Raw genomic sequence first — 18,598 nt, 5'->3', positions numbered from 1 at the left:
CTATCTCAAACGGAATTGGATCAAAGAATCCCTGCCGTATAAAATTTTCATTTTATACAGATATGTAAAATGGATGTATACTTAAAGGAAAGTTGTTACGTTGAGCTCTACAGCCTATAAAACATATAGACATCTAGAGGTTAGATCCTTTAGAATATATCTTATTTTGTAAAAAAGGAATTTAATCTTTGAGTAAATATACCAACCATTCAGATAATATTTAAAAAAAATTAAAAATTACTTATCAGCTTCTGGTAGGGCAGAAAGTCATTTTCACAGGTACAGCGTGGGAGAAATTGCTCGTACACTAAACGTGAAACAAAACTGTCAAGCTAATTTGGTCGAATATCTTGATCTAAGTATCATAAAGATAAGAACTTATAACATAACTCACAATTTAGAATTATCAATCTGTGATTATTTTCAGCTAATTTTGTTAAAAAAATACTAAAATCATTCAACTAAAACCAATTAATTAGATAAAATAAAAGCTAAAATTTAGTATTTTTTTAACTACAAATTCAATGGTTCTTTGTTAATCAATAAAATTGATCCGTTTATCTTTCAAACTTTTGTAGTGATTTATAATTTATTCATTTCTTAAATTTAATTTGAAAATAAACTTTAAATGAATTGAAATAATGAACTAAATTTGCGCCCTAAACTTTACATCTTGACACAAATACCCAACTTAAAAGTTTTCAATTTCGAGATTAAGACACCCATAGATTTCGAAAATCAACTTGTAGTAGATGACATTATTAAAAATGACATCCTTGGACATTTAGATTGTCCTTATATTCTAAAATCGGTAAGCTTATCTATTAATCGCAAAGACAACTATGTAGTTGTTGTTCTGGTAGAGCTTATTCTAGAAAATGAATAAAAAAAGTCCTGCAAATTGCAGGACTCTTTTTTATATGGTTTAGTTTTTTTGGCGGAAAGTGACTGATATTAAAAAACTTCTTATTTTTCTTCTGTATGTCTTCAGGCGATTTTTTAATAGTACACTTATTTTAATCGACTTTTCAAAAAATACACCGGAATTACTCCTCCTGAATACTTACAAATATAGAATTAACTATTAATTCCTATAAATGCCCAATCTGACTTATTCATAAAGAAAAGAGATTACAAATGACGTATTTACTTTAAATACGGCCGCTATTACTTTTTATATGTTAAACCGTACCAAATTTTGATTTAAACTGTTCTTAAGCCATTTCTCCTCGCAATTGATTCAGAATACATTTGAAAAAAACTAAGTTATGCTGAAGATTGCTGAAGAAAAGAAGGAAGATTTAACCAAAAGCTATAAAATCGACCAAATTTATAAAGATTTCGATCGATTTATTACAGGTGAAAATCATCCCTGTATTATGGCGAAAACTGTTTTTAGCATGGATAATGTTCATCTAAAATCATATAAAAATCTGGCTAATCTTAGCGAAACATCAAAATTATACGAAGATCTAAAATCATATATAAAAGAATACGATTTTGACTCAAACAAGTTTGAAACTTTTATAGCTGTTTTTCCAGATACACCTCAGCTAAACGAATTAGATTTCGAGAAGCAATTATGGATGCAATTAGATCAGCTTCATAAAATAGATAATTTCGACTGGGATAGCAGAGTAAGTAATGATCCAGACGACCAGAATTTCAGTTTTAGTATTGCCGGGAGATCATTTTATATTGTAGGTTTACATCCAAACAGTTCGAGACTCGCACGTCGCAGTCCGTTTACCGCTATTACTTTTAATTTACACTGGCAATTTGAGAAATTAAGGGAAATGGGCACTTATAAGCGAGTAAGAAATACCATTAGAAAAAGAGATAAGAAACTACAAGGAAATATAAATCCCATGCTAGAGGATTTTGGTGCTACTAGCGAAGCAAAGCAATACAGTGGCCGTAAGGTTTCTGAAAAATGGGAATGCCCTTTTAAACATTAATTTTTTTTTATGCAGACGATTTCTAAACAATCTGGAGTAGGTTTTATCTTAAAACGAGGAGAATATTTAAAAGTAAGCGGACCTAAAGGACAGCAGGTAAGCGACATGGTTCTTTTTAATAAAAATGATAAAAGAGAAAAAATATCAAGCGGAAAAACCTTAGATTTTGAAGAATCTATCCTAATTAGTAAGGACAACTTCCTTTGGAGCAATCGTAGCAACAAAATGATGAAGATCGTCGAAGACACCAATGGGCGTAATGACTTTTTACTGGCGCCTTGTAGTCCCGAAACCTTTAAAATTATGTATAAAAATGAAGAATATCATCCTAGCTGTTTCGAAAATTTATATACCAATTTAGCGAAATTCGATATAGAGCCAGATGACATTCCAACGGCCTTCAATATTTTTATGAATGTTCAATTTGAAAAAAATGGGAAAATAAGCGTAGATCCACCTTTTAATACTCCCAATGATTACGTGCTTTTTGAAGCTAAAATGGATTTGATTGTAGGACTTACAGCTTGCTCGGCAGAGGACAGTAACGGCGGTAGCTTTAAAGAAATTGAATACGAGATTTTTAAGGAACTTCCGTAATTGAGAATGTTACCTAAGGCGTATTAAAAACCGAATAAATAATATTAAAACCAAAAGAGAACCAATAACGAAAAACGGAATTGTTAGTACCGCTGGTAAGATTTGAATCGTAGAAGCCATAGCAATAGCATAACTTATAATAAGAAAAGCTATTAAGAGCTTCTGTTTAGAGCTGCTGATTAATTTCATGGTAGGTTAGATTTGGTTTTACCAAGTTATAACACTTTAACCAACTAAACAACAGCTTTTTATAACTATCTTCTTTTGCGTTAATAAAGCTGCGTATTTTGATAAAATCAATAAATTTTATCGGGATCACGAATAGAAATCAAATTATTAAAATTTAAAGACCAGAATGATGATGAAAGAAAGAAATGAGAACGGTAAAAAACCAAGCAACACTCAAGAAATAAGTATATCTGATTGCTTACATAAGATAAATTCTAAATTCGAATTAAATGAACAAGAAATAAATAAAATATACGATCTGGAAGAAGCGATAATCTCTGGAGTTTATTTAACTGAGGAAGGTAGTTTTAATCCGGAAAATGGTGAATTTGTTACCGAAAATATTCCAGGAAATGGAAAAATTTGCATAAAGTATTTCCAAAAACTACCCTACCCGAAGTTTTTAATTCTGAAGAAAATTGAAGCATCAGAAAACGAAATTAATTTAAACTCGATCTATAATCAGCTTGAAGAAAATATTTTGTTTTTTGAAGAAGCAAGAAAAGCCTCAAAGAGGATGATCTTTAAAAGACTATTCGAAAATCATAAAACCCAAGCGCTAAAAACCATTGAAGATTTAAATAAAAGCTTCAGTAGATCTATAATACATCGTAAAACCGATGAAAAAGCACTTGCCGATCGTTTACACTTCTTGCAGAAAAAGGGCAGAAACTATGTATTGAATAAAGCGATGTATCTTGAAAACAAATTGGCCGAGGCCATAAGCACTAAACTAGTACAGCCCGAACTAAAAAGCAAGAGGCACAAATTAGAAACTATTAATAATGAATTGAAGCAAAATATAGCTGAACTTAAAAGGTTTCAGAATACAGTTTTGCTTCGTTAGTGAGCGAGAGAAATAAATTGATCATAAATCCCTGTTGTTGAAATTAGTTAATAACAGGGATTTTTTTGTAACTATTAAATTGGGTTACGAGGAAAAATTTCAAAATGACTTGTATTTTCCTTAATCACTTCTAACTTGCTGGGTCTAGAGGCTCTTGCGTGTGTCACAGCTTTCTGATATGCTTCATCATAATCGTCGATATGATCAAATTCGGCTTCATCTTTATTTTCAGAAGATAGCATCCAGGTTTTCGCTTCCTTGTTATAATAAAGTTGAAATTGCTTTTGTTGTAATAATTGATGATTTCTCTTCAGCAAATAATAAATAATTTTACCGTCGCTGTAATTCCCGTCAGGATAACTCATAGGCAATAAAGCAAAAAACACATAATACAAAGAGAAATATAGGAATTGATAGGTAAAAATTGTTTCTACAATGACCTGATTTGATACTAAATAAATCAACACAAAACTAGAAAGAATATTTGCGATAATCCCACCAGAATAGATCAACAAATTTCTCCATCTACTTTTGTCTTCGATATTTTCGAAGTAACAGTAACCATAGTAGAAATAATATTTTCTTATTTCGAAAAACCGCGCATTAAAAAGTATTTTACCAGAGCCTATAATTATTTTCACCTGTTTTGCGCCCAGAATCTTAGCTATCAAAAGATGGCCAATTTCGTGTACTAAGGAAACCACAGGAAGTATTATAAAAAAGGCTACAAATAATTTAGGTATGTCCCAAAATTCTATCATTCTCGATTATTTTTTACAAAATTAAGCTTACAGATCTGCGGAAGATAACGCATTAACTCATTTTAAGTCAGTAGTTAACGAGAATTTTAGCTTTTCCACAAAAAGTTATAATATTCGAATTAAATGAAAACTTAGACGAGAAATTATTTCAATTAAAAGAAGATGAATGGTATTGCACTTTAATTGCTAAATAAGACTTAAAAGAACGGCTTTTCGCCTGAATAAATTTCGGCTAGACATTAATTGCATTATCTTTAAAATAAACTAGAACGAATGCTATTTTTTGCCCTGGGAGCCATACTATATATTTTAACGGTTAACGATATTTTAAAAACCACCTTGTCTATGGAAGGTGGTGGATTTTTAACCAACAACTTTTCTAAACTCCTATGGAAAATAAGTTTTCTCATTTCTGGTAAAAACGGAAATTCAAAACTGTTAGGTAAAACGGGATATTTGATCTTAACCGGGATAATTATTTTTTGGGTAGGATTATTATGGACAAGTCTTTCTCTAATTTTAGTTTCAGATCCCGCAAGTATAATAAGCAGTTCTAACAAAACCCCAATACAGGGAATCGAAAAATTATATTTTGCTGGCTATACACTTTCTACTTTGGGAAGTGGAGAATATATTCCAGGCACAGATTTTTGGCGTATAATTACCAATATATTTTCTTTTACTGGTCTTGTTCTTCTAACAATGTCTGTTACCTATTTTGTTCCGCTTTTACAAGCAGTTATCGAGCAGCAGAAATTAGCGGTTCAAATAAGCGGATACGGCAGTAATCCACAGGAAATGATCATTAACTCTTACGATGGTAAACATTACCAAGGTTTAACCGCTAATGCTTCAGAGTTAAGTTTAGCGCTAATTAAACATACACAAAATCATAAAGCTTATCCCGTAATTCACTATTTTCACAATAGCGATCGATCTTACAATATTATTTTAGAACTTTCTAAAATTCACGAATGCTTAGTAATATTAGAACATCTAGTAAACGAAGAGCATAAACCAAAAGAAAGCGAACTTAGATCATTAAAAGTTGCTTTCGATAATTATTTTAAGATAATCACTCAAATTACTGGTACTAAGAAACAGAAAGATTATCTAATTTCTTCTATTAAAACGAATGCTTTAGTATCGCATAATTTTATCGACGCTAATAAAGAAGTTTCTTTCGAAAACCGCGGAAGAAAGATCTTTCAAAAACTTGTTGAAAACGATGGCTGGCAGTGGGAAGATATTCAGAAAGAAGATTAATTACCAGTATAATAATTCAATACAAAGGCCGTATCATTAATACGGCCTTTTCTTCTAACACAATTGCACTAAAAAACTAAACTTTATACAGGAATCTTCATCGCCTCTGGTTGACGTACCCAGTTACGATGTGCTGCAATTTGTGCTATGAAAGCTTCAGGATCCTTTCCTATTAAGATGGCTTTATCATCTTTAAACATGGAAATAGCTGTTTGATCCAATAGATCTGCGGCTCCCTTTTCGGCAGCTACTGCTTTACAATGCTTCAAGGTTTCATTGATAAACTTAATTGATTTTGGAGCGTTTAGTAATGCTTCAATACTTTTACTCCCTCCAGGAACATACACCGCATCATAGAGAACACTCTCAGTAGTAAGTAGTGCGGCGTCAACCTCGTGGTCTTTATCATGATCACATTTAACCGTCCCTCCATGGGTAGCCACTAAATGTACCATCGCATTTTCTGCAGTTAAGGCTTTTTTCATTTTCATCACCTGCTCTCCATCAAAGCCATCTCCCACTAGAAAAGCAATTTTTCTGGTGGCGATACTATCTGAGTTTAAATGCGTTAAACTTAATGCTTCTGATCGATCAAGATATTCTTTTTTAGGTCCTGGCTGATGATCCTCTACGGTTGCATCTGCTCCAATAGCCTGATTCACGGGTTGATCAATATTTTTAGGAACCTGCATCCCCAAACCATTTGCAACCTTGGTAGCCAGATCTTTATCTATATGGTTGATCACATAGAGCATACGCTTTTTAATATGATCGTAAGTACATTTTCCCAGTTCAAATGTATAGGCATCAGCTACATGTTGCTGTTCCCAATCGGTAAGACTACGATAAAACAATGCCGGTTGCGAATAATGATCACTAAAACTGGTACTTCTACCTCTAATCTTTTTGGCATCTATGCGTTCTTCATAAGAAGTGAAACCACCCTGAGCCATTTTTGCCAGATGAGGGCATCCGCCGCCAATAGAATTTGGGAAATAGGCAGTTTTGCCTTTGTCTACCGTCATTCGCATATGGGCATCTCGTTGATTATTATGCGTTTCATTTATAGGACGATTGATAGGGATTTCATGAAAATTAGGACTTCCTAGACGTGAGAGTTGTGTATCGGTATAGCTAAACAATCTTCCTTGTAATAGCGGATCGTTGGTAAAATCAATCCCAGGAACCACATGTCCCGGATGAAATGCCACCTGTTCTGTTTCTGCAAAGAAATTATCAGGGTTTCGATTTAATGTCATTTTTCCAACACGCTGTACCGGAACCATTTCTTCAGGAATAAGCTTGGTAGGATCTAAAATATCAAAATCGAATTTGTGCTCATCCTCTTCAGGAATAATTTGTAGCCCTAACTCCCATTCAGGAAATTGACCGGCATCGATAGCTTCCCACAAATCTCTACGATGAAAATCGGTATCTGCACCGTGAATTTTTACCGCTTCATCCCAGGTAATTGAGTGCGTTCCTAATAAAGGCTTCCAGTGAAATTTTACGAAATGTGACTTTCCTTCGGCATTTACTAATCGAAAGGTATGAATCCCAAAACCTTCCATCATTCTAAAACTTCTGGGAATGGCGCGATCGCTCATCACCCATATATGATTATGTAGTGTTTCAGTAGTATGAGACACAAAATCATAAAAGGTATCGTGGGCTGAGGCAGCCTGCGGAATATCACGATCTGGTTCTGGTTTTACTGCATGAATCAAATCCGGAAATTTCATGGCATCCTGAATAAAGAAGATAGGCATATTATTACCAACCAAATCGAAAATACCTTCTTCGGTATAAAATTTCGTAGCAAAACCACGAACATCTCTGGCTAGATCGGCAGATCCTTTATTCCCGGCTACTGTTGAAAATCGAACAAATACTGGCGTTTTTCGATTAGTATCGGTAAATATACCCGCCTTGGTATAATCCTCGAGGCTTTCGTATAATTCAAACACACCATGCACACCACTTCCTCTGGCATGAACGATACGCTCTGGAATTCGCTCATGGTCAAAATGTGTGATTTTTTCTCTTAAAATAAAATCTTCTAACAATGATGCTCCCCGCTCCCCGGCTTTCAAAGAATTATTGGTATCGTTCACCTTGACTCCCTGGTTAGTGGTCATCGTTTTGCCCGATGCATCTTTAGTGTTGGCCTTAAGATCTTTACTTTTTCCTGTTTCTTTCTTTTCCTCACTCATCATATTTTGGTTATGGATTAGGTTTTTAAAAGGTATCAAATCCAAGAGGTACAAATGTGCTTTATTGCCACATTTGCATCGTTATTCATCGTTTAACAAAACAATCGCATTTCTCTAACAGAGTTTAAGAGAAGCCAAAGAGTAATGGAAAATATAAATTGGAAGAAAAATAATATTCATTATTAATTTAAAAGTGATCCTTAAAGGCTTGTTTTGCGGCATTAAAACCAGCCATACCATGCACTCCGCCTCCAGGTGGTGTAGAAGAAGAACACAAATAAATATTATTGTTGGAGGTTTTATACGGAGATATTTTTGCTATAGGTCTTGTGAATAGTTGAGTGATATCCTGCCTTCCGCCATTAATATCTCCGCCAACCAAATTTGGATTAAAAACCTCTAAATCGCTTGTATTCATAGTAGCTCTTTTCAGAATACTTTTTTTGAAACCTGGAGCTGCTTTTTCAATTTGATCTTCGATTATTTTAGTACAATCAAATGTACTTCCGTTAGGCACATGACAATACGCCCAGGCGGTATGTTTTTCCTCTGGCGCTCGGCTACTGTCAAAAATACTGGGTTGAACAAGTAGAATATATGGATTTTCAGCAATTTTTCCTTTAGCAGATAAGGCTTCAGAATGCTCTATTTCTTCACTTCCATAACCAATATGAACTGTCCCTGCTCGCCTACATATAGCATTATTAAAAGGTATAGGATGGTTTAAGGCCCAGTCAATTTTAAAAACTCCAGATCCATAAGTAAATTTAGAAAGTCTTTTTTGATAGGTGTTGCTTAAGTTTAGGCCTTCTATTTTCAACAACTGTCTTGGAGTTAAATCGAATAACTGAATCTTTGAATTGGGAATATTCTTTGCATCTTTTACAGTATAATTACAGTGAATTTTTCCGCCGAGATCTTCATAATAAGCTAACAGTGCTTTAATTATTGCTGAAGCTCCATGCTTGGGAAAAGGCCAGCCATTAATATGCGCCATGATGCTTAATACCAATCCAAATGACGAGGAAGCTAAATTTGTAAGTGGTAAAGTTGAATGTGCCGCGGCACCATAAAATAAAGATTTCGCTTTATCTTCCTTAAAATAATGATTTACTAAGGTTTTTGCCGGAAGAATAGCCTTAATCCCAAATTTTAAAAACTGAATAGGATGTGAAGGTATGCCAAAAGGCGATAAAATATCTTCATCAATTTTTGCCCAATTTGATACTAAAGGATTCATTAAATCTTCATAAGCTTCTTTATCCTTTCCCAGATTAGCAGCTGTTTTAGAAATATCCCGATAACAACCTACCGCTTCTCCATTTTCTAAAGTTTGCGCAAAAGCAATTTCTGGAAATATCCATTCCAACCCATATTTTTCTAGAGGAAGTGTTTGAAAAAAAGGAGAACTATAGGACATGGGCAGGACTGCAGATCCAATATCATGAACATATCCCGGCAGCGTTAACTGCCCACTTCTGGTTGCTCCGCCAGGATCAGAATTTTTCTCCAGAATAAGTGTTTTTAGCCCTTTCTGTTGTAAATAAATCGCTGCAGAAATTCCGTTAGCGCCACTACCCACAATTACTGCATCATACTTTTCTTCAGTCTTATCTTGCCCCATACCTATAATTATTTGATGTCTTCAGTATCTATTTGATCCAAATAGGTTTCAAAATTCATTTTGCCATGCTCTTCAGCAATCATATCGTTACTCATGATATATCGAAAATAGGCTAGTTTATCACTAATTTCATCTAATTGAAGTAGCTTAGGCAATTTGCTTCCATGCTTAGCTATAGATTTCGGGATTTTAATAATTTCACCTCCAATTTTTTTCTGGATCATTTTAGCCATTTCCATACGGGTATGAATTTGAGGACCGCCTACTTCTTTCAGTTCAGGTAGATTTAGAAATTCAGTCATTATATAATTAGCAAGATCCCCATGAAAAATACTATTTGTTCTGGCTTCACCATCACCAATTAAGGGAATTACCTTACGCTTAGCCATAATTACGAGATCATTCAAACCCGAATAAAATCCAACAGGCCTAACTATACTATAATTTATACCAGACTCCTTTAGTGCATCTTCCATAAGTTTATGAATGCCGGGTATAGTATATTCTGAAGCTTCTTCAGCTCCTTTCATGGATATGTAAAAAAATCGCTTTACACCATTTTCCTTTGCCTCTTGAAGTATATTCACATTAGCCTTATAATCTATTTCGAAAAATGAGTTTGGCCCTGGACTAAAAAGACTTACAGATTTTCCTAAGGCAGAAATTACATAATCTACACCTTTTGTAATCCCCTTTATCTTCGTAAGATCTTCCTGGGCATTTGCACACCAAATATCATCGGTATATGAGCGTACTTTCTGATAGCCTTCATTAGAATGTGTGAGGACACGGATTTTAAAATTTCTGGAATAACACTCTTTTAAGATATATTCTCCTAATGCTCCCGAGGCTCCTAATATTAAGATTTTCTCCATAGTTCATACTTTACCTAAGATGTTGGTTTATTAAAAGACAAGAGAAGCTTTTCTAAGTTTAAAAACTTTTTAAAATCTCATCTTTCCAAAGCTAACTACAAATTGGAGCTTAATGAAAATTGCAGGGTTAATTGTATTACAAAGTTTGTAAACTATATTATAATTTATGAGGTAAAAACATACGCTTAGCTTGAAACGCTACTACCAAACTCTAAACGACTTCTAAAGGTTATGTTATATATGTGAAACTATTTGTTCTGAAGTTTATAATTTCTGAGATTAATAAAAATTTGAACTATGATTATTGAGAAGAAAAGAACAAGGATTGTGAAATTTTACGAAACCGGCACAGCTGAAGTTTTAAAAATTGAAGAAGTAGATCTACCAGAACCTTCAGAAAATGAAGTTCGTATAAAAGTGGACGCAATAGGTTTAAACCGTGCAGAAGTCGCTTTTAGAAGTGGAGCATATTTAGAAACTCCCAATTTCCCATCGCTAATTGGCTATGAAGCCAGCGGTGTCGTAGAAGCCGTTGGTAATAAAGTAACTTCTGTAGAAATTGGAGATAAGGTAAGCACCATTCCTTCATTTTCGATGAATGATTACGGTGTTTATGGAGAAACCGCAATCGTGCCAGAGCATGCCGTGAGCAATTATCCCAAAAACCTGACAAGCGAAGAAGCCACAGCAATATGGATGCCATTTATCACGGCCTACGGTGGAATCGTTACAAATGGAAAGATCAAAAAAGATGATGCGGTACTTATAACCGCGGCGAGTAGTAGCGTAGGCTTTGCAGCCATTGAAATCACCAAACTAAAAGGTGGAATTGCTATCGCAACGACTAGAAAACGAGCTAAAAAACAACAATTATTAGACGCCGGTGCAGACTACGTGATCGTTACTGAGGAGGAAGACCTTGTAGATCGTGTAATGGAAATCACTAACGAAAAAGGTGCAAACATTATTTTCGATCCTATTAGTGGACCTATTATCGAAACATTGACTAAGGCCGCTGCACCTCTTGGCCGAATTATTGAATACGGCTCTTTATCTAGTGAATCAGCAAAATTTCCGTTTGGACAGATGCTTCAAAAAAGGTTAACAGTACAGGGTTATATTTTAATGGATATCACAACAAATCCTGAAAAACTAAAACCTGCAAAACAATTTATATTCGAGGCCTTAGAAAAAGGAAAACTTACTCCGACTATCGATAAGACATTTGATTTTGAAGATATTATTGAAGCCCATAAATACATGGAGTCTAATCAACAGCTAGGAAAGATCATCGTTAAAGTATCTAGCTAAATTTATCGAATATTATTAGCTATAAGTACTTAAAATTGAATCTAATTATTATTAGATTACTCAAAATAAAAAACCCTGCAAGTTGCAGGGTTTTTTATCATTCGTCTTCTTTAAAAGTGACCTCGGCAGGATTCACCGATGTCTGGGAAGCCCTATAAATACTAGTGTCTATTTTTCATGTTGACGATCTGTGAACTTTAAAATTGAATTCATTTGATTCGTCTTGGTAAAGATAGTAAACTATTTTGCTTCGAAATAGTATCAATAAATTTAAAATAATGCTATCAACGTATTAAAATTAATTCTCATTTAAATGCATCATTGTTTTTAAAGGTTTCACCACTTCTATTTCACCTTTCGAAAAATTAAGACTATCAATAGCCAACTCTCTATACAATTGATCATTATTATTGGTTATGCGATGGTATAAAATATAATCCTGACCGCCTTCAGTAAATATGCTATGATGGCCTGGCCCTAAAGTTGATCTATCTTTAGAAGTTGTTAAAACCGGACTATTTTCACCTTCAGAAAATGGTCCAAATGGATTATTAGCCTTAGCGTATCTCACTTTATAGGTTTCTGTAGTGCATTTCCCATCTGAATACATTAAAAAATAAGTTCCGCCTTTTTTAACCATAAATGGTGCTTCAAAATAATTTGGTGGGGTAATATCTTTTATTTCGGCTTCATCAAAAGAAATCATATCGTCTTTTAAGGGAACCACAAAACAATGCCCGTTTACCCAATTTAACCCAGATCCCCAATATAAATACACTTGTTTATCATCGTCTATAAAAACTTCAGCATCGATCATATGATATTCAGGAAACATGTTGCCTTTGATAAGTGGCGAATTATCACTTTTAGCATTCTTCCAGGGGCCTAAAGGATGTTCACTTACACCAGCCCAAACTTCACTTCCTACAGACACATACATATAAAACTTACCATCTTTCCCTTCAATTACTGAAGGTGCCCAAACATTACTTGAATTAGAAGTTTCACTGGTACAAAGTTCTTTTGTTGGCCAGTTAATATGCTTTTGCTCCCAATGCACGAAGTCATCTGATTCTAAAACTCCAAGTTCCTCAGCTCCCCAGGGATCTATCGTGGCGTAGATATAATATTTACCATTGTGTTCTACGATCGATGGATCAGCAAAATCACCATTGATAAGCGGATCTTGTAAAACAATGTCATTTTTATTTTTTTCAGAACAACTCATTAATAAAGACACTAAAATCAATAGAAGTGCTCCAATTGATTTTTTAAAGATGTATGTCATTTTATTGAAATTTTGATTAAAATCTTTTTGAAAAAATCTGTTCTTAGATTATACAATTTCGACATTCTATTTCAGCAAAGAAATAGTGTACGAATAGCTGTATTTATTGTCTTCTAAACGATATTGTCTATGCGGGTAACGTCCCCAGGAATCATCACCACCAAGACCACGTTGTTTAAAATCTACGTGTAAAAACACCTTGTTCTGAACAGGAATATCGGTTGGGTGACGTTGTGCTTTATTTTCTCCCGGATCTAAATCTTCCGTAGCAACATTTAAAGCGCTAAATCCTAATGGCTGCTCACCAATAATCTTTAAGCCACCGCCTATTTTATTTTCAAGCTGAATCCATCTTGCATCAGTTTTATAACCGGCTTCCTGCGGACGAATATATTCCCACACAAACTGGTTTTCTACTTTATCTTCATAGATGCCCATAAAGGCTGAAGTATTTCTATCAGAATAATTTTCCCACGGACCACGACCGTAATATTCAAGGTTTTCATAGTCTCCCGGAAGGATCATTCGCATTCCAAAACGTGGAAGTTCAGGAAGGTCTTTTTCACTATCTAAAGTAGCAGTGACTTTAATATTTCCGTTATTTTCTATAAAATATTCCACGGTATAAGGCACGTCTACACCAGCAAGCTGATAAGTCACGGTAATTAACTGACCTTCTTTCGATTTTTTAGCAACCTCAACATTGGTCACTTCAGCATTATTGGTCGCCTCTTTCCATGCTTTTAATCTTCTTGGCATTCCGTTTCCAAAATCATTATCGGTTGGTGCTCTCCAAAAATAAGGCTGTGGAAATACCGATATTGGTGATTCTTCAGCTCCTTTTAAATGATAGGCTTCGAAACTTCCGGTTTCCGTATTAAAAACACCTTCGATCATGTCATTTGAAAACTGAAGTTCATTTCCTTGCTTTTTCACTTTAAGTTTTCCTGAAGTTTCCCCTTCAGCAGTAGCAAAAAAGGTGTTTTCTCCTAGTTTAAATTGTGCTCTGGCAATTTCGTGATTAGCAGGAACCATCGCTTTGGCTTTTTTAGTATAGCCATAAATGCTTAAGAAATATTCTTTATCTCCCAATTCTGGCAACGAAATACTAACCGATTTTGTTGCGTTTGGAGCTACGTCTACTGTAAATTTTCCGGTTTTTACAACTTCACCATCGCCAAGTAATTCCCATTTAAAATCGAAAGCTTCAAGATTCGTAAAATCGAATTTATTGGTGACTACAATAGAATTTCCATCAAGCTCAAATTTGATGTTTTGATATACTTTTTTTACCTCTTCTAAAGCTGGGTGTACCGTACGATCTGCACTTACCAATCCGTTAGCATTAAAGTTTTGATCGTTTTGCAGATGGCCAGCGCCTAGATCTCCGCCATAAGCCCAAAACTCTTTACCGTCTTCAGTTTCAGCACGTAATCCCTGGTCTACCCAGTCCCAAATAAAACCACCTTGCATATGATCGCTATTATCGATAATATCCCAGTATTCCTGGAAGTTTCCGTTACTATTCCCCATTGCATGAGAATATTCACACATGATAAATGGACGCTCCTTGCTTTCATCCTCGGCATATTCTTTCATGTAATTCATGCCAGGATACATAGGGCAAACGATATCTGTATTGCGATTCTCACCCGCCTGCTCAAACTGAACTTTACGAGTCGTATCACGTTCTTTGATCCAATCGTAAGCATCGTAAAAAACAGGTCCGTTTCCACTTTCGTTCCCTAAAGACCATACAATAATTGAAGGATGATTTTTGTGGAATTCGACCATTCTTTTAATACGATCTAAATGTGCTGGCGCCCAATCTTCAAGATAGGCCGGGTGCTTTGATTTATCGAAATTCCCCTGCCATTCGGCGCCCATTGCATGAGTTTCGATATTAGCCTCATCGACCACGTACATTCCGTATTCATCGGCAAGTTCGTAGATATAAGAATCGTGAGGATAATGACTCATACGTATTGCGTTGATGTTGTTCTTTTGCATCACCTCGATATCCTTGCGCATCATTTCACGATCTGGCGTGTGCCCTTTATCGGGATGATGTTCATGTAAGTTCACACCATTAACAGTAATTGGTTCTCCATTTACCATTAATTGCGCATTTTTGATCTCTACTTCGCGGAAACCAGTTCTTCCCGCAATAGCGGCAATCTCGTTATCTTTTTTATCTAACAAACTAATGCTGTAGTTGTATAAATTTGGAAATTCATTGCTCCATTGTTCAACCTCAGCAAGCGTTTTATTGAAGCTTACTTCCGTTGCATTTTTATCTAAAGCTTTAGTTTCAGTATAGACTTCTTTTCCTGAAGGATCCATTAAAGCAAACTTCACTTTTGGTTTTTTGATACTTCCTTTATCAAATTCCTTCAGCTTAACATTCACGTTTAATTCTCCATCCTGATAATCCTCGCTTAAACCACTGGTCACAAAGTAATCCCATATCGTTGTTTTAGGAACCGCCTGTAAATATACATCACGCTCTAAACCACTTAAGCGCCAAAAATCCTGATCTTCTAAATAACTACCGTCGTGCCATCTAAAGATCTGAACGGCCAAAAGATTGTCGCCTTCCTTCAGCAAATTGGTGATATCAAATTCAGCCGGAGTTTTAGAAGCTTTGGTCATTCCTGCTTCCTGGCCATTCACAAAGATTCTTGCATAACCCGAAATGGAACCAAAACGAAGGATAATTTCATGATCTTCCCAAGCTTCTGGAACGCTAAATGTTCTGCGATAAGAACCTACCGGATTGTAAATTTCTTCATCGCCATCTTTAGCGTTTTTATTGATGGTTTCTCCACTTGCTGTTTTTTCTTCGGAAGGAAATCCGATATATGGTGGGTTTTTAGGATGCGGATAGGTAACATTGGTATAAATTGGAAGGTCGAAACCTTCTAATTCCCAATTGGAAGGAACTTTAATATCATCCCAATTACTGTCGTTTAAGGATTCTGAATAGAAATCTTTTGGGCGCTCGCTGGGATGTTGCACCACATTGAATTTCCAGGTACCATTAAGACTCTGATACAGATTAGATGATGTTGGATCGTTTTGTAATGCTTTTTTTGCTGAAGTGTACAATACAAAATCACTGTGGCCTTCAAGCTTATTACGATCTATTGTAGTTGGGTCTTCCCACTCGTTCTGCTGTGCGTATGTTGCAGTAAACAACAGCAAACTAAGTAGGCTAAAAAAGGTCTTTTTCATAACTTCAAATTTCTATTTATTATAGGCTAATTTTTTTTCATTCATTCCTTGTACCTTAACAGTTATTGAAACATCCTTCTGTTGAATGCTTTCTGAAAGCTTAAGATATGCTCGCAATTTTCCCTGATAAGTAATTCGTTGATTGCTTTGGTAGTCTTCATGACTTTTTAAGTCTCCGCTTTCTAATCCCAGCACTTTTATACCTGTAGGTACTTTAAAAGTCACCGAGCGATCATCATTAATGATGAGAGATCCGTTTTTATCTATCAATTCAATATCTACAATAAGGATATTATCAACATTTTCCTTGTTATAAATGAGTTTAAAGTCTGTTATTGATTCTGGTGTTCTTAGTTTATGTGTAGCAACTTCCTTTCCCTGCTTGTTATAACCTTTAAGTAATAACTCTCCGCTTTTAAAAGGAACCTTCCAGAATATCATATTTCCATCGTATTCTCCTTTCTTCTTTCCTAGTGATTTATTATTTAAGAAAAGTTCAACCGTATCAGCATTAGTGTATGCGCTTACATATTTTAGATCATTTTCAGCGCCACTCCAGGTAGTGGAAATATGACGACGTTTTGTCACATCCTCTTCATTATCCGCAATTCCAATAAAAACTAAAGGAGCATCACTCCATAAACTTTTTCTAAAATAAAAGTCCGGTTTTGGTTTTCCTGCAAGATCAATGATTCCGGCGCCACTACTTCTATAAGGCCACTTTCCGGCTTCTCCAATGAAATCAAATGCCGTCCATAGAAATTGAGAAGCAATAAAATCATTGTCTTTTACAGCATTCCAGGCACTAAGTGCATCCCCATTTTCACTTCCGTAAATAATTCTATTCGGATATTTTGCATGATCTTCTTCATATCTAAATTCCTGATAATTATATCCCACAATATCCAGAATTTCAGGATAGGCCGTGAAGTTAGACATCGTTACTCCGGCGAGAGCTGCAGTAATTGGCCTCGTGGTATCAAATTTTTTAGCAGCCATACTAAGCTCATTTGCAATCTTACCTAGTTGATCTACCGGGGGATGATCAGGCATATGTCCCTTACCATAGATTTGTGGATTTCGACCTTCATCCAAAATAGGATGGGTATAAGGGTCATTGGGGTAATCAATTTCGTTGCCTATACTCCACATGATGATAGAAGGATGATTCCTGTTTCGCCTAACCATATCTTCTACATCTATGGCGCCCCATTTCTCAAAATCTTTATGAGAGCCGTCTTTACCAGGGGTTCCTACATTCCAACCTTCAATCCATTTATTTTTGCCAAACTCCCATTCATCGAAAGCTTCGTCCTGAACCAGAAAACCCATTTCATCAGCCAGATCATAAAGATAATCCTGATGCGGATAATGGCTCATTCTAATAGCATTTGCACCAAGTTCTTTAAGAGTTTTTAATCGTTCTTTCCAAACTTTTTTAGGAACTGCAGCTCCTAATGCTCCCGCATCATGATGGATACAAACCCCTTTGATAAGCATATTCTTTCCATTTAAAAAGAAGCCTTTGTTAGCATCAAACTTAAAATCTCTTATTCCTATTTTATCGCTCCATAGCTCCATCAATTTTCCGTCTACCTCTATACGTACATCTAGATCGTAAAGATTAGGGGCATTTGGTTCCCACAATTCAGGGTTATCGATTTTTAAATGCAATTCAATATAATTTTCCCTATTTGGATATAATTGTAAACTGAAAGTGCCGGTAGCTACTTTTTCGCCTTTGTCATTTCTTATACTGGTAATGATATCTGAGCCTGATACCTGATCAGTTAAATTTTCAATTTCTAACTGAATATTGATTTCCGCCTCATCCTTTTCAATTTTGGGGGTTGTTACAAATACACCCCATTGAGAAAAATGAATTGGATTTTGTTGAATTAAATAAACATTCCTAAATATCCCAGAACCGGTATAATACCTACTGTCTGCATAATCCGTATGATCACACTTTACAAGTATTTCATTTTCTTTTTCTTTCAAATAGGGCGTTAGATCATACTGAAAAGGAATGAATCCATTAGGCCTTTTACCTAAAAAATGACCGTTTATCCAAACTTCACTATTTTTATAAACACCATCGAAGTATATACTATATTTTTTATTTGGAGAATAATTCTGAACATCAAAGCTTTTCTTATAATAGGCTATCCCACCAGGGAGAAAACCCGTTCCACTGGCCCACCGCGAATCGAAATCGCTTTGAATACTCCAATCATGTGGAATTGATACATTTTTCCAGTTTGCATCACTTTTATTCGTTAACTCTCCCATATGGAATTGCCAGGAGTCATTAAACAGTAGCTTATTATTTTCTTGAGCACTTATCGCCAACGGAAAGCTTATCACAAACAAAAGAAGAATCTTTTGCCAATTCA

Annotated in this window: 13 protein-coding genes and 1 pseudogene; 7 read left to right on the top strand and 7 right to left on the bottom strand. The window is 35.2% G+C overall.

All coding sequences use genetic code 11. The features are described from left to right. Positions 1-673: 673 nt before the first annotated feature. The 5 genes and pseudogenes from BM201_RS08440 to BM201_RS08425 all read left to right on the top strand — a co-directional run bounded on the left by BM201_RS08440 (position 674) and on the right by BM201_RS08425 (position 3,630). Positions 674-886 (top strand): hypothetical protein, encoded by a 213-nt coding sequence (locus tag BM201_RS08440; protein WP_092541597.1) that lies wholly within the window; start codon positions 674-676, stop codon positions 884-886. A 126-nt stretch (positions 887-1,012) separates the two neighbouring features. Further along, positions 1,013-1,075, top strand: a pseudogene (locus BM201_RS18350) (AraC family transcriptional regulator); the annotation flags it as partial. Between the two features lie 193 nt (positions 1,076-1,268). After that, positions 1,269-1,958, top strand: a complete 690-nt coding sequence (gene gntA, locus BM201_RS08435; RefSeq protein WP_092541595.1) for a guanitoxin biosynthesis heme-dependent pre-guanitoxin N-hydroxylase GntA — start codon at positions 1,269-1,271, stop codon at positions 1,956-1,958. A 9-nt stretch (positions 1,959-1,967) separates the two neighbouring features. Beyond that, positions 1,968-2,555, top strand: a complete 588-nt coding sequence (locus BM201_RS08430) for a DUF1989 domain-containing protein (RefSeq protein ID WP_092541593.1) — start codon at positions 1,968-1,970, stop codon at positions 2,553-2,555. 355 nt (positions 2,556-2,910) lie between these two features. Beyond that, positions 2,911-3,630: a hypothetical protein gene (locus tag BM201_RS08425; protein WP_139219169.1), complete on the top strand. Its 720-nt coding sequence runs from the start codon at positions 2,911-2,913 to the stop codon at positions 3,628-3,630. A gap of 74 nt (positions 3,631-3,704) precedes the next feature. Here BM201_RS08425 and BM201_RS08420 read toward each other — a convergent pair whose 3' ends face one another. Beyond that, positions 3,705-4,391 carry a site-2 protease family protein gene (locus BM201_RS08420; protein ID WP_092541589.1) on the bottom strand — a complete coding sequence of 229 codons (687 nt, stop codon included), beginning with the start codon at positions 4,389-4,391 and terminating at the stop codon, positions 3,705-3,707. A gap of 273 nt (positions 4,392-4,664) precedes the next feature. Between BM201_RS08420 and BM201_RS08415 the strand changes: the two genes are divergently transcribed. Then, positions 4,665-5,657: a potassium channel family protein gene (locus BM201_RS08415; protein WP_092541587.1), complete on the top strand. Its 993-nt coding sequence runs from the start codon at positions 4,665-4,667 to the stop codon at positions 5,655-5,657. 83 nt (positions 5,658-5,740) lie between these two features. Here the strand turns inward: BM201_RS08415 and BM201_RS08410 are convergent, their stop codons facing one another. From BM201_RS08410 to BM201_RS08400, 3 genes are all read right to left on the bottom strand, one after another. Further along, entirely contained in the window at positions 5,741-7,873 is a 2,133-nt protein-coding gene (locus tag BM201_RS08410) for a catalase (RefSeq protein WP_394333735.1), read from the bottom strand. Positions 7,874-8,057: 184 nt separating this feature from the next. Beyond that, complete coding sequence (locus BM201_RS08405; RefSeq protein ID WP_092541583.1) at positions 8,058-9,494, bottom strand: phytoene desaturase family protein; 1,437 nt, start codon at positions 9,492-9,494, stop codon at positions 8,058-8,060. An 8-nt stretch (positions 9,495-9,502) separates the two neighbouring features. Next, positions 9,503-10,369, bottom strand: a complete 867-nt coding sequence (locus tag BM201_RS08400; protein ID WP_092541582.1) for an SDR family oxidoreductase — start codon at positions 10,367-10,369, stop codon at positions 9,503-9,505. 297 nt (positions 10,370-10,666) lie between these two features. On the opposite strand from BM201_RS08400, the gene BM201_RS08395 reads away from it, so the two are divergent. Next, entirely contained in the window at positions 10,667-11,680 is a 1,014-nt protein-coding gene (locus tag BM201_RS08395; protein WP_092541581.1) for a zinc-dependent alcohol dehydrogenase family protein, read from the top strand. A 298-nt stretch (positions 11,681-11,978) separates the two neighbouring features. Here the strand turns inward: BM201_RS08395 and BM201_RS08390 are convergent, their stop codons facing one another. The 3 genes from BM201_RS08390 to BM201_RS08380 all read right to left on the bottom strand — a co-directional run bounded on the left by BM201_RS08390 (position 11,979) and on the right by BM201_RS08380 (position 18,569). After that, a complete protein-coding gene (locus tag BM201_RS08390) occupies positions 11,979-12,968 on the bottom strand; it encodes a family 43 glycosylhydrolase (RefSeq protein ID WP_217643051.1) in 990 nt (329 codons plus the stop codon). Between the two features lie 66 nt (positions 12,969-13,034). Continuing rightward, on the bottom strand, positions 13,035-16,202 hold the full coding sequence (locus BM201_RS08385) for a beta-galactosidase, LacZ type (RefSeq protein WP_092541579.1): 3,168 nt from the start codon (positions 16,200-16,202) through the stop codon (positions 13,035-13,037). A gap of 12 nt (positions 16,203-16,214) precedes the next feature. Beyond that, on the bottom strand, positions 16,215-18,569 hold the full coding sequence (locus BM201_RS08380; protein WP_245758619.1) for a glycoside hydrolase family 2 TIM barrel-domain containing protein: 2,355 nt from the start codon (positions 18,567-18,569) through the stop codon (positions 16,215-16,217). Positions 18,570-18,598 lie beyond the last annotated feature (29 nt).

Origin of the sequence: Zunongwangia mangrovi (assembly GCF_900112105.1) — a bacterium.
In the GTDB taxonomy this organism is placed as follows: Bacteria; Bacteroidota; Bacteroidia; order Flavobacteriales; family Flavobacteriaceae; genus Zunongwangia; species Zunongwangia mangrovi.
Note: the sequence above shows the minus strand (reverse complement) of the source record. Positions and strands in the feature narration are given on the sequence as shown.

Coding starts and splice junctions, on each gene's coding strand:
- gntA (WP_092541595.1), top strand. CDS start 1,269: ATGCTGAAGATTGCTGAAGAAAAGAAGGAAGATTTAACCAAAAGCTAT.
- BM201_RS08430 (WP_092541593.1), top strand. CDS start 1,968: ATGCAGACGATTTCTAAACAATCTGGAGTAGGTTTTATCTTAAAACGA.
- BM201_RS08425 (WP_139219169.1), top strand. CDS start 2,911: ATGATGATGAAAGAAAGAAATGAGAACGGTAAAAAACCAAGCAACACT.
- BM201_RS08420 (WP_092541589.1), bottom strand. CDS start 4,391: ATGATAGAATTTTGGGACATACCTAAATTATTTGTAGCCTTTTTTATA.
- BM201_RS08415 (WP_092541587.1), top strand. CDS start 4,665: ATGCTATTTTTTGCCCTGGGAGCCATACTATATATTTTAACGGTTAAC.
- BM201_RS08410 (WP_394333735.1), bottom strand. CDS start 7,873: ATGATGAGTGAGGAAAAGAAAGAAACAGGAAAAAGTAAAGATCTTAAG.
- BM201_RS08405 (WP_092541583.1), bottom strand. CDS start 9,494: ATGGGGCAAGATAAGACTGAAGAAAAGTATGATGCAGTAATTGTGGGT.
- BM201_RS08400 (WP_092541582.1), bottom strand. CDS start 10,369: ATGGAGAAAATCTTAATATTAGGAGCCTCGGGAGCATTAGGAGAATAT.
- BM201_RS08395 (WP_092541581.1), top strand. CDS start 10,667: ATGATTATTGAGAAGAAAAGAACAAGGATTGTGAAATTTTACGAAACC.
- BM201_RS08390 (WP_217643051.1), bottom strand. CDS start 12,968: ATGACATACATCTTTAAAAAATCAATTGGAGCACTTCTATTGATTTTA.
- BM201_RS08385 (WP_092541579.1), bottom strand. CDS start 16,202: ATGAAAAAGACCTTTTTTAGCCTACTTAGTTTGCTGTTGTTTACTGCA.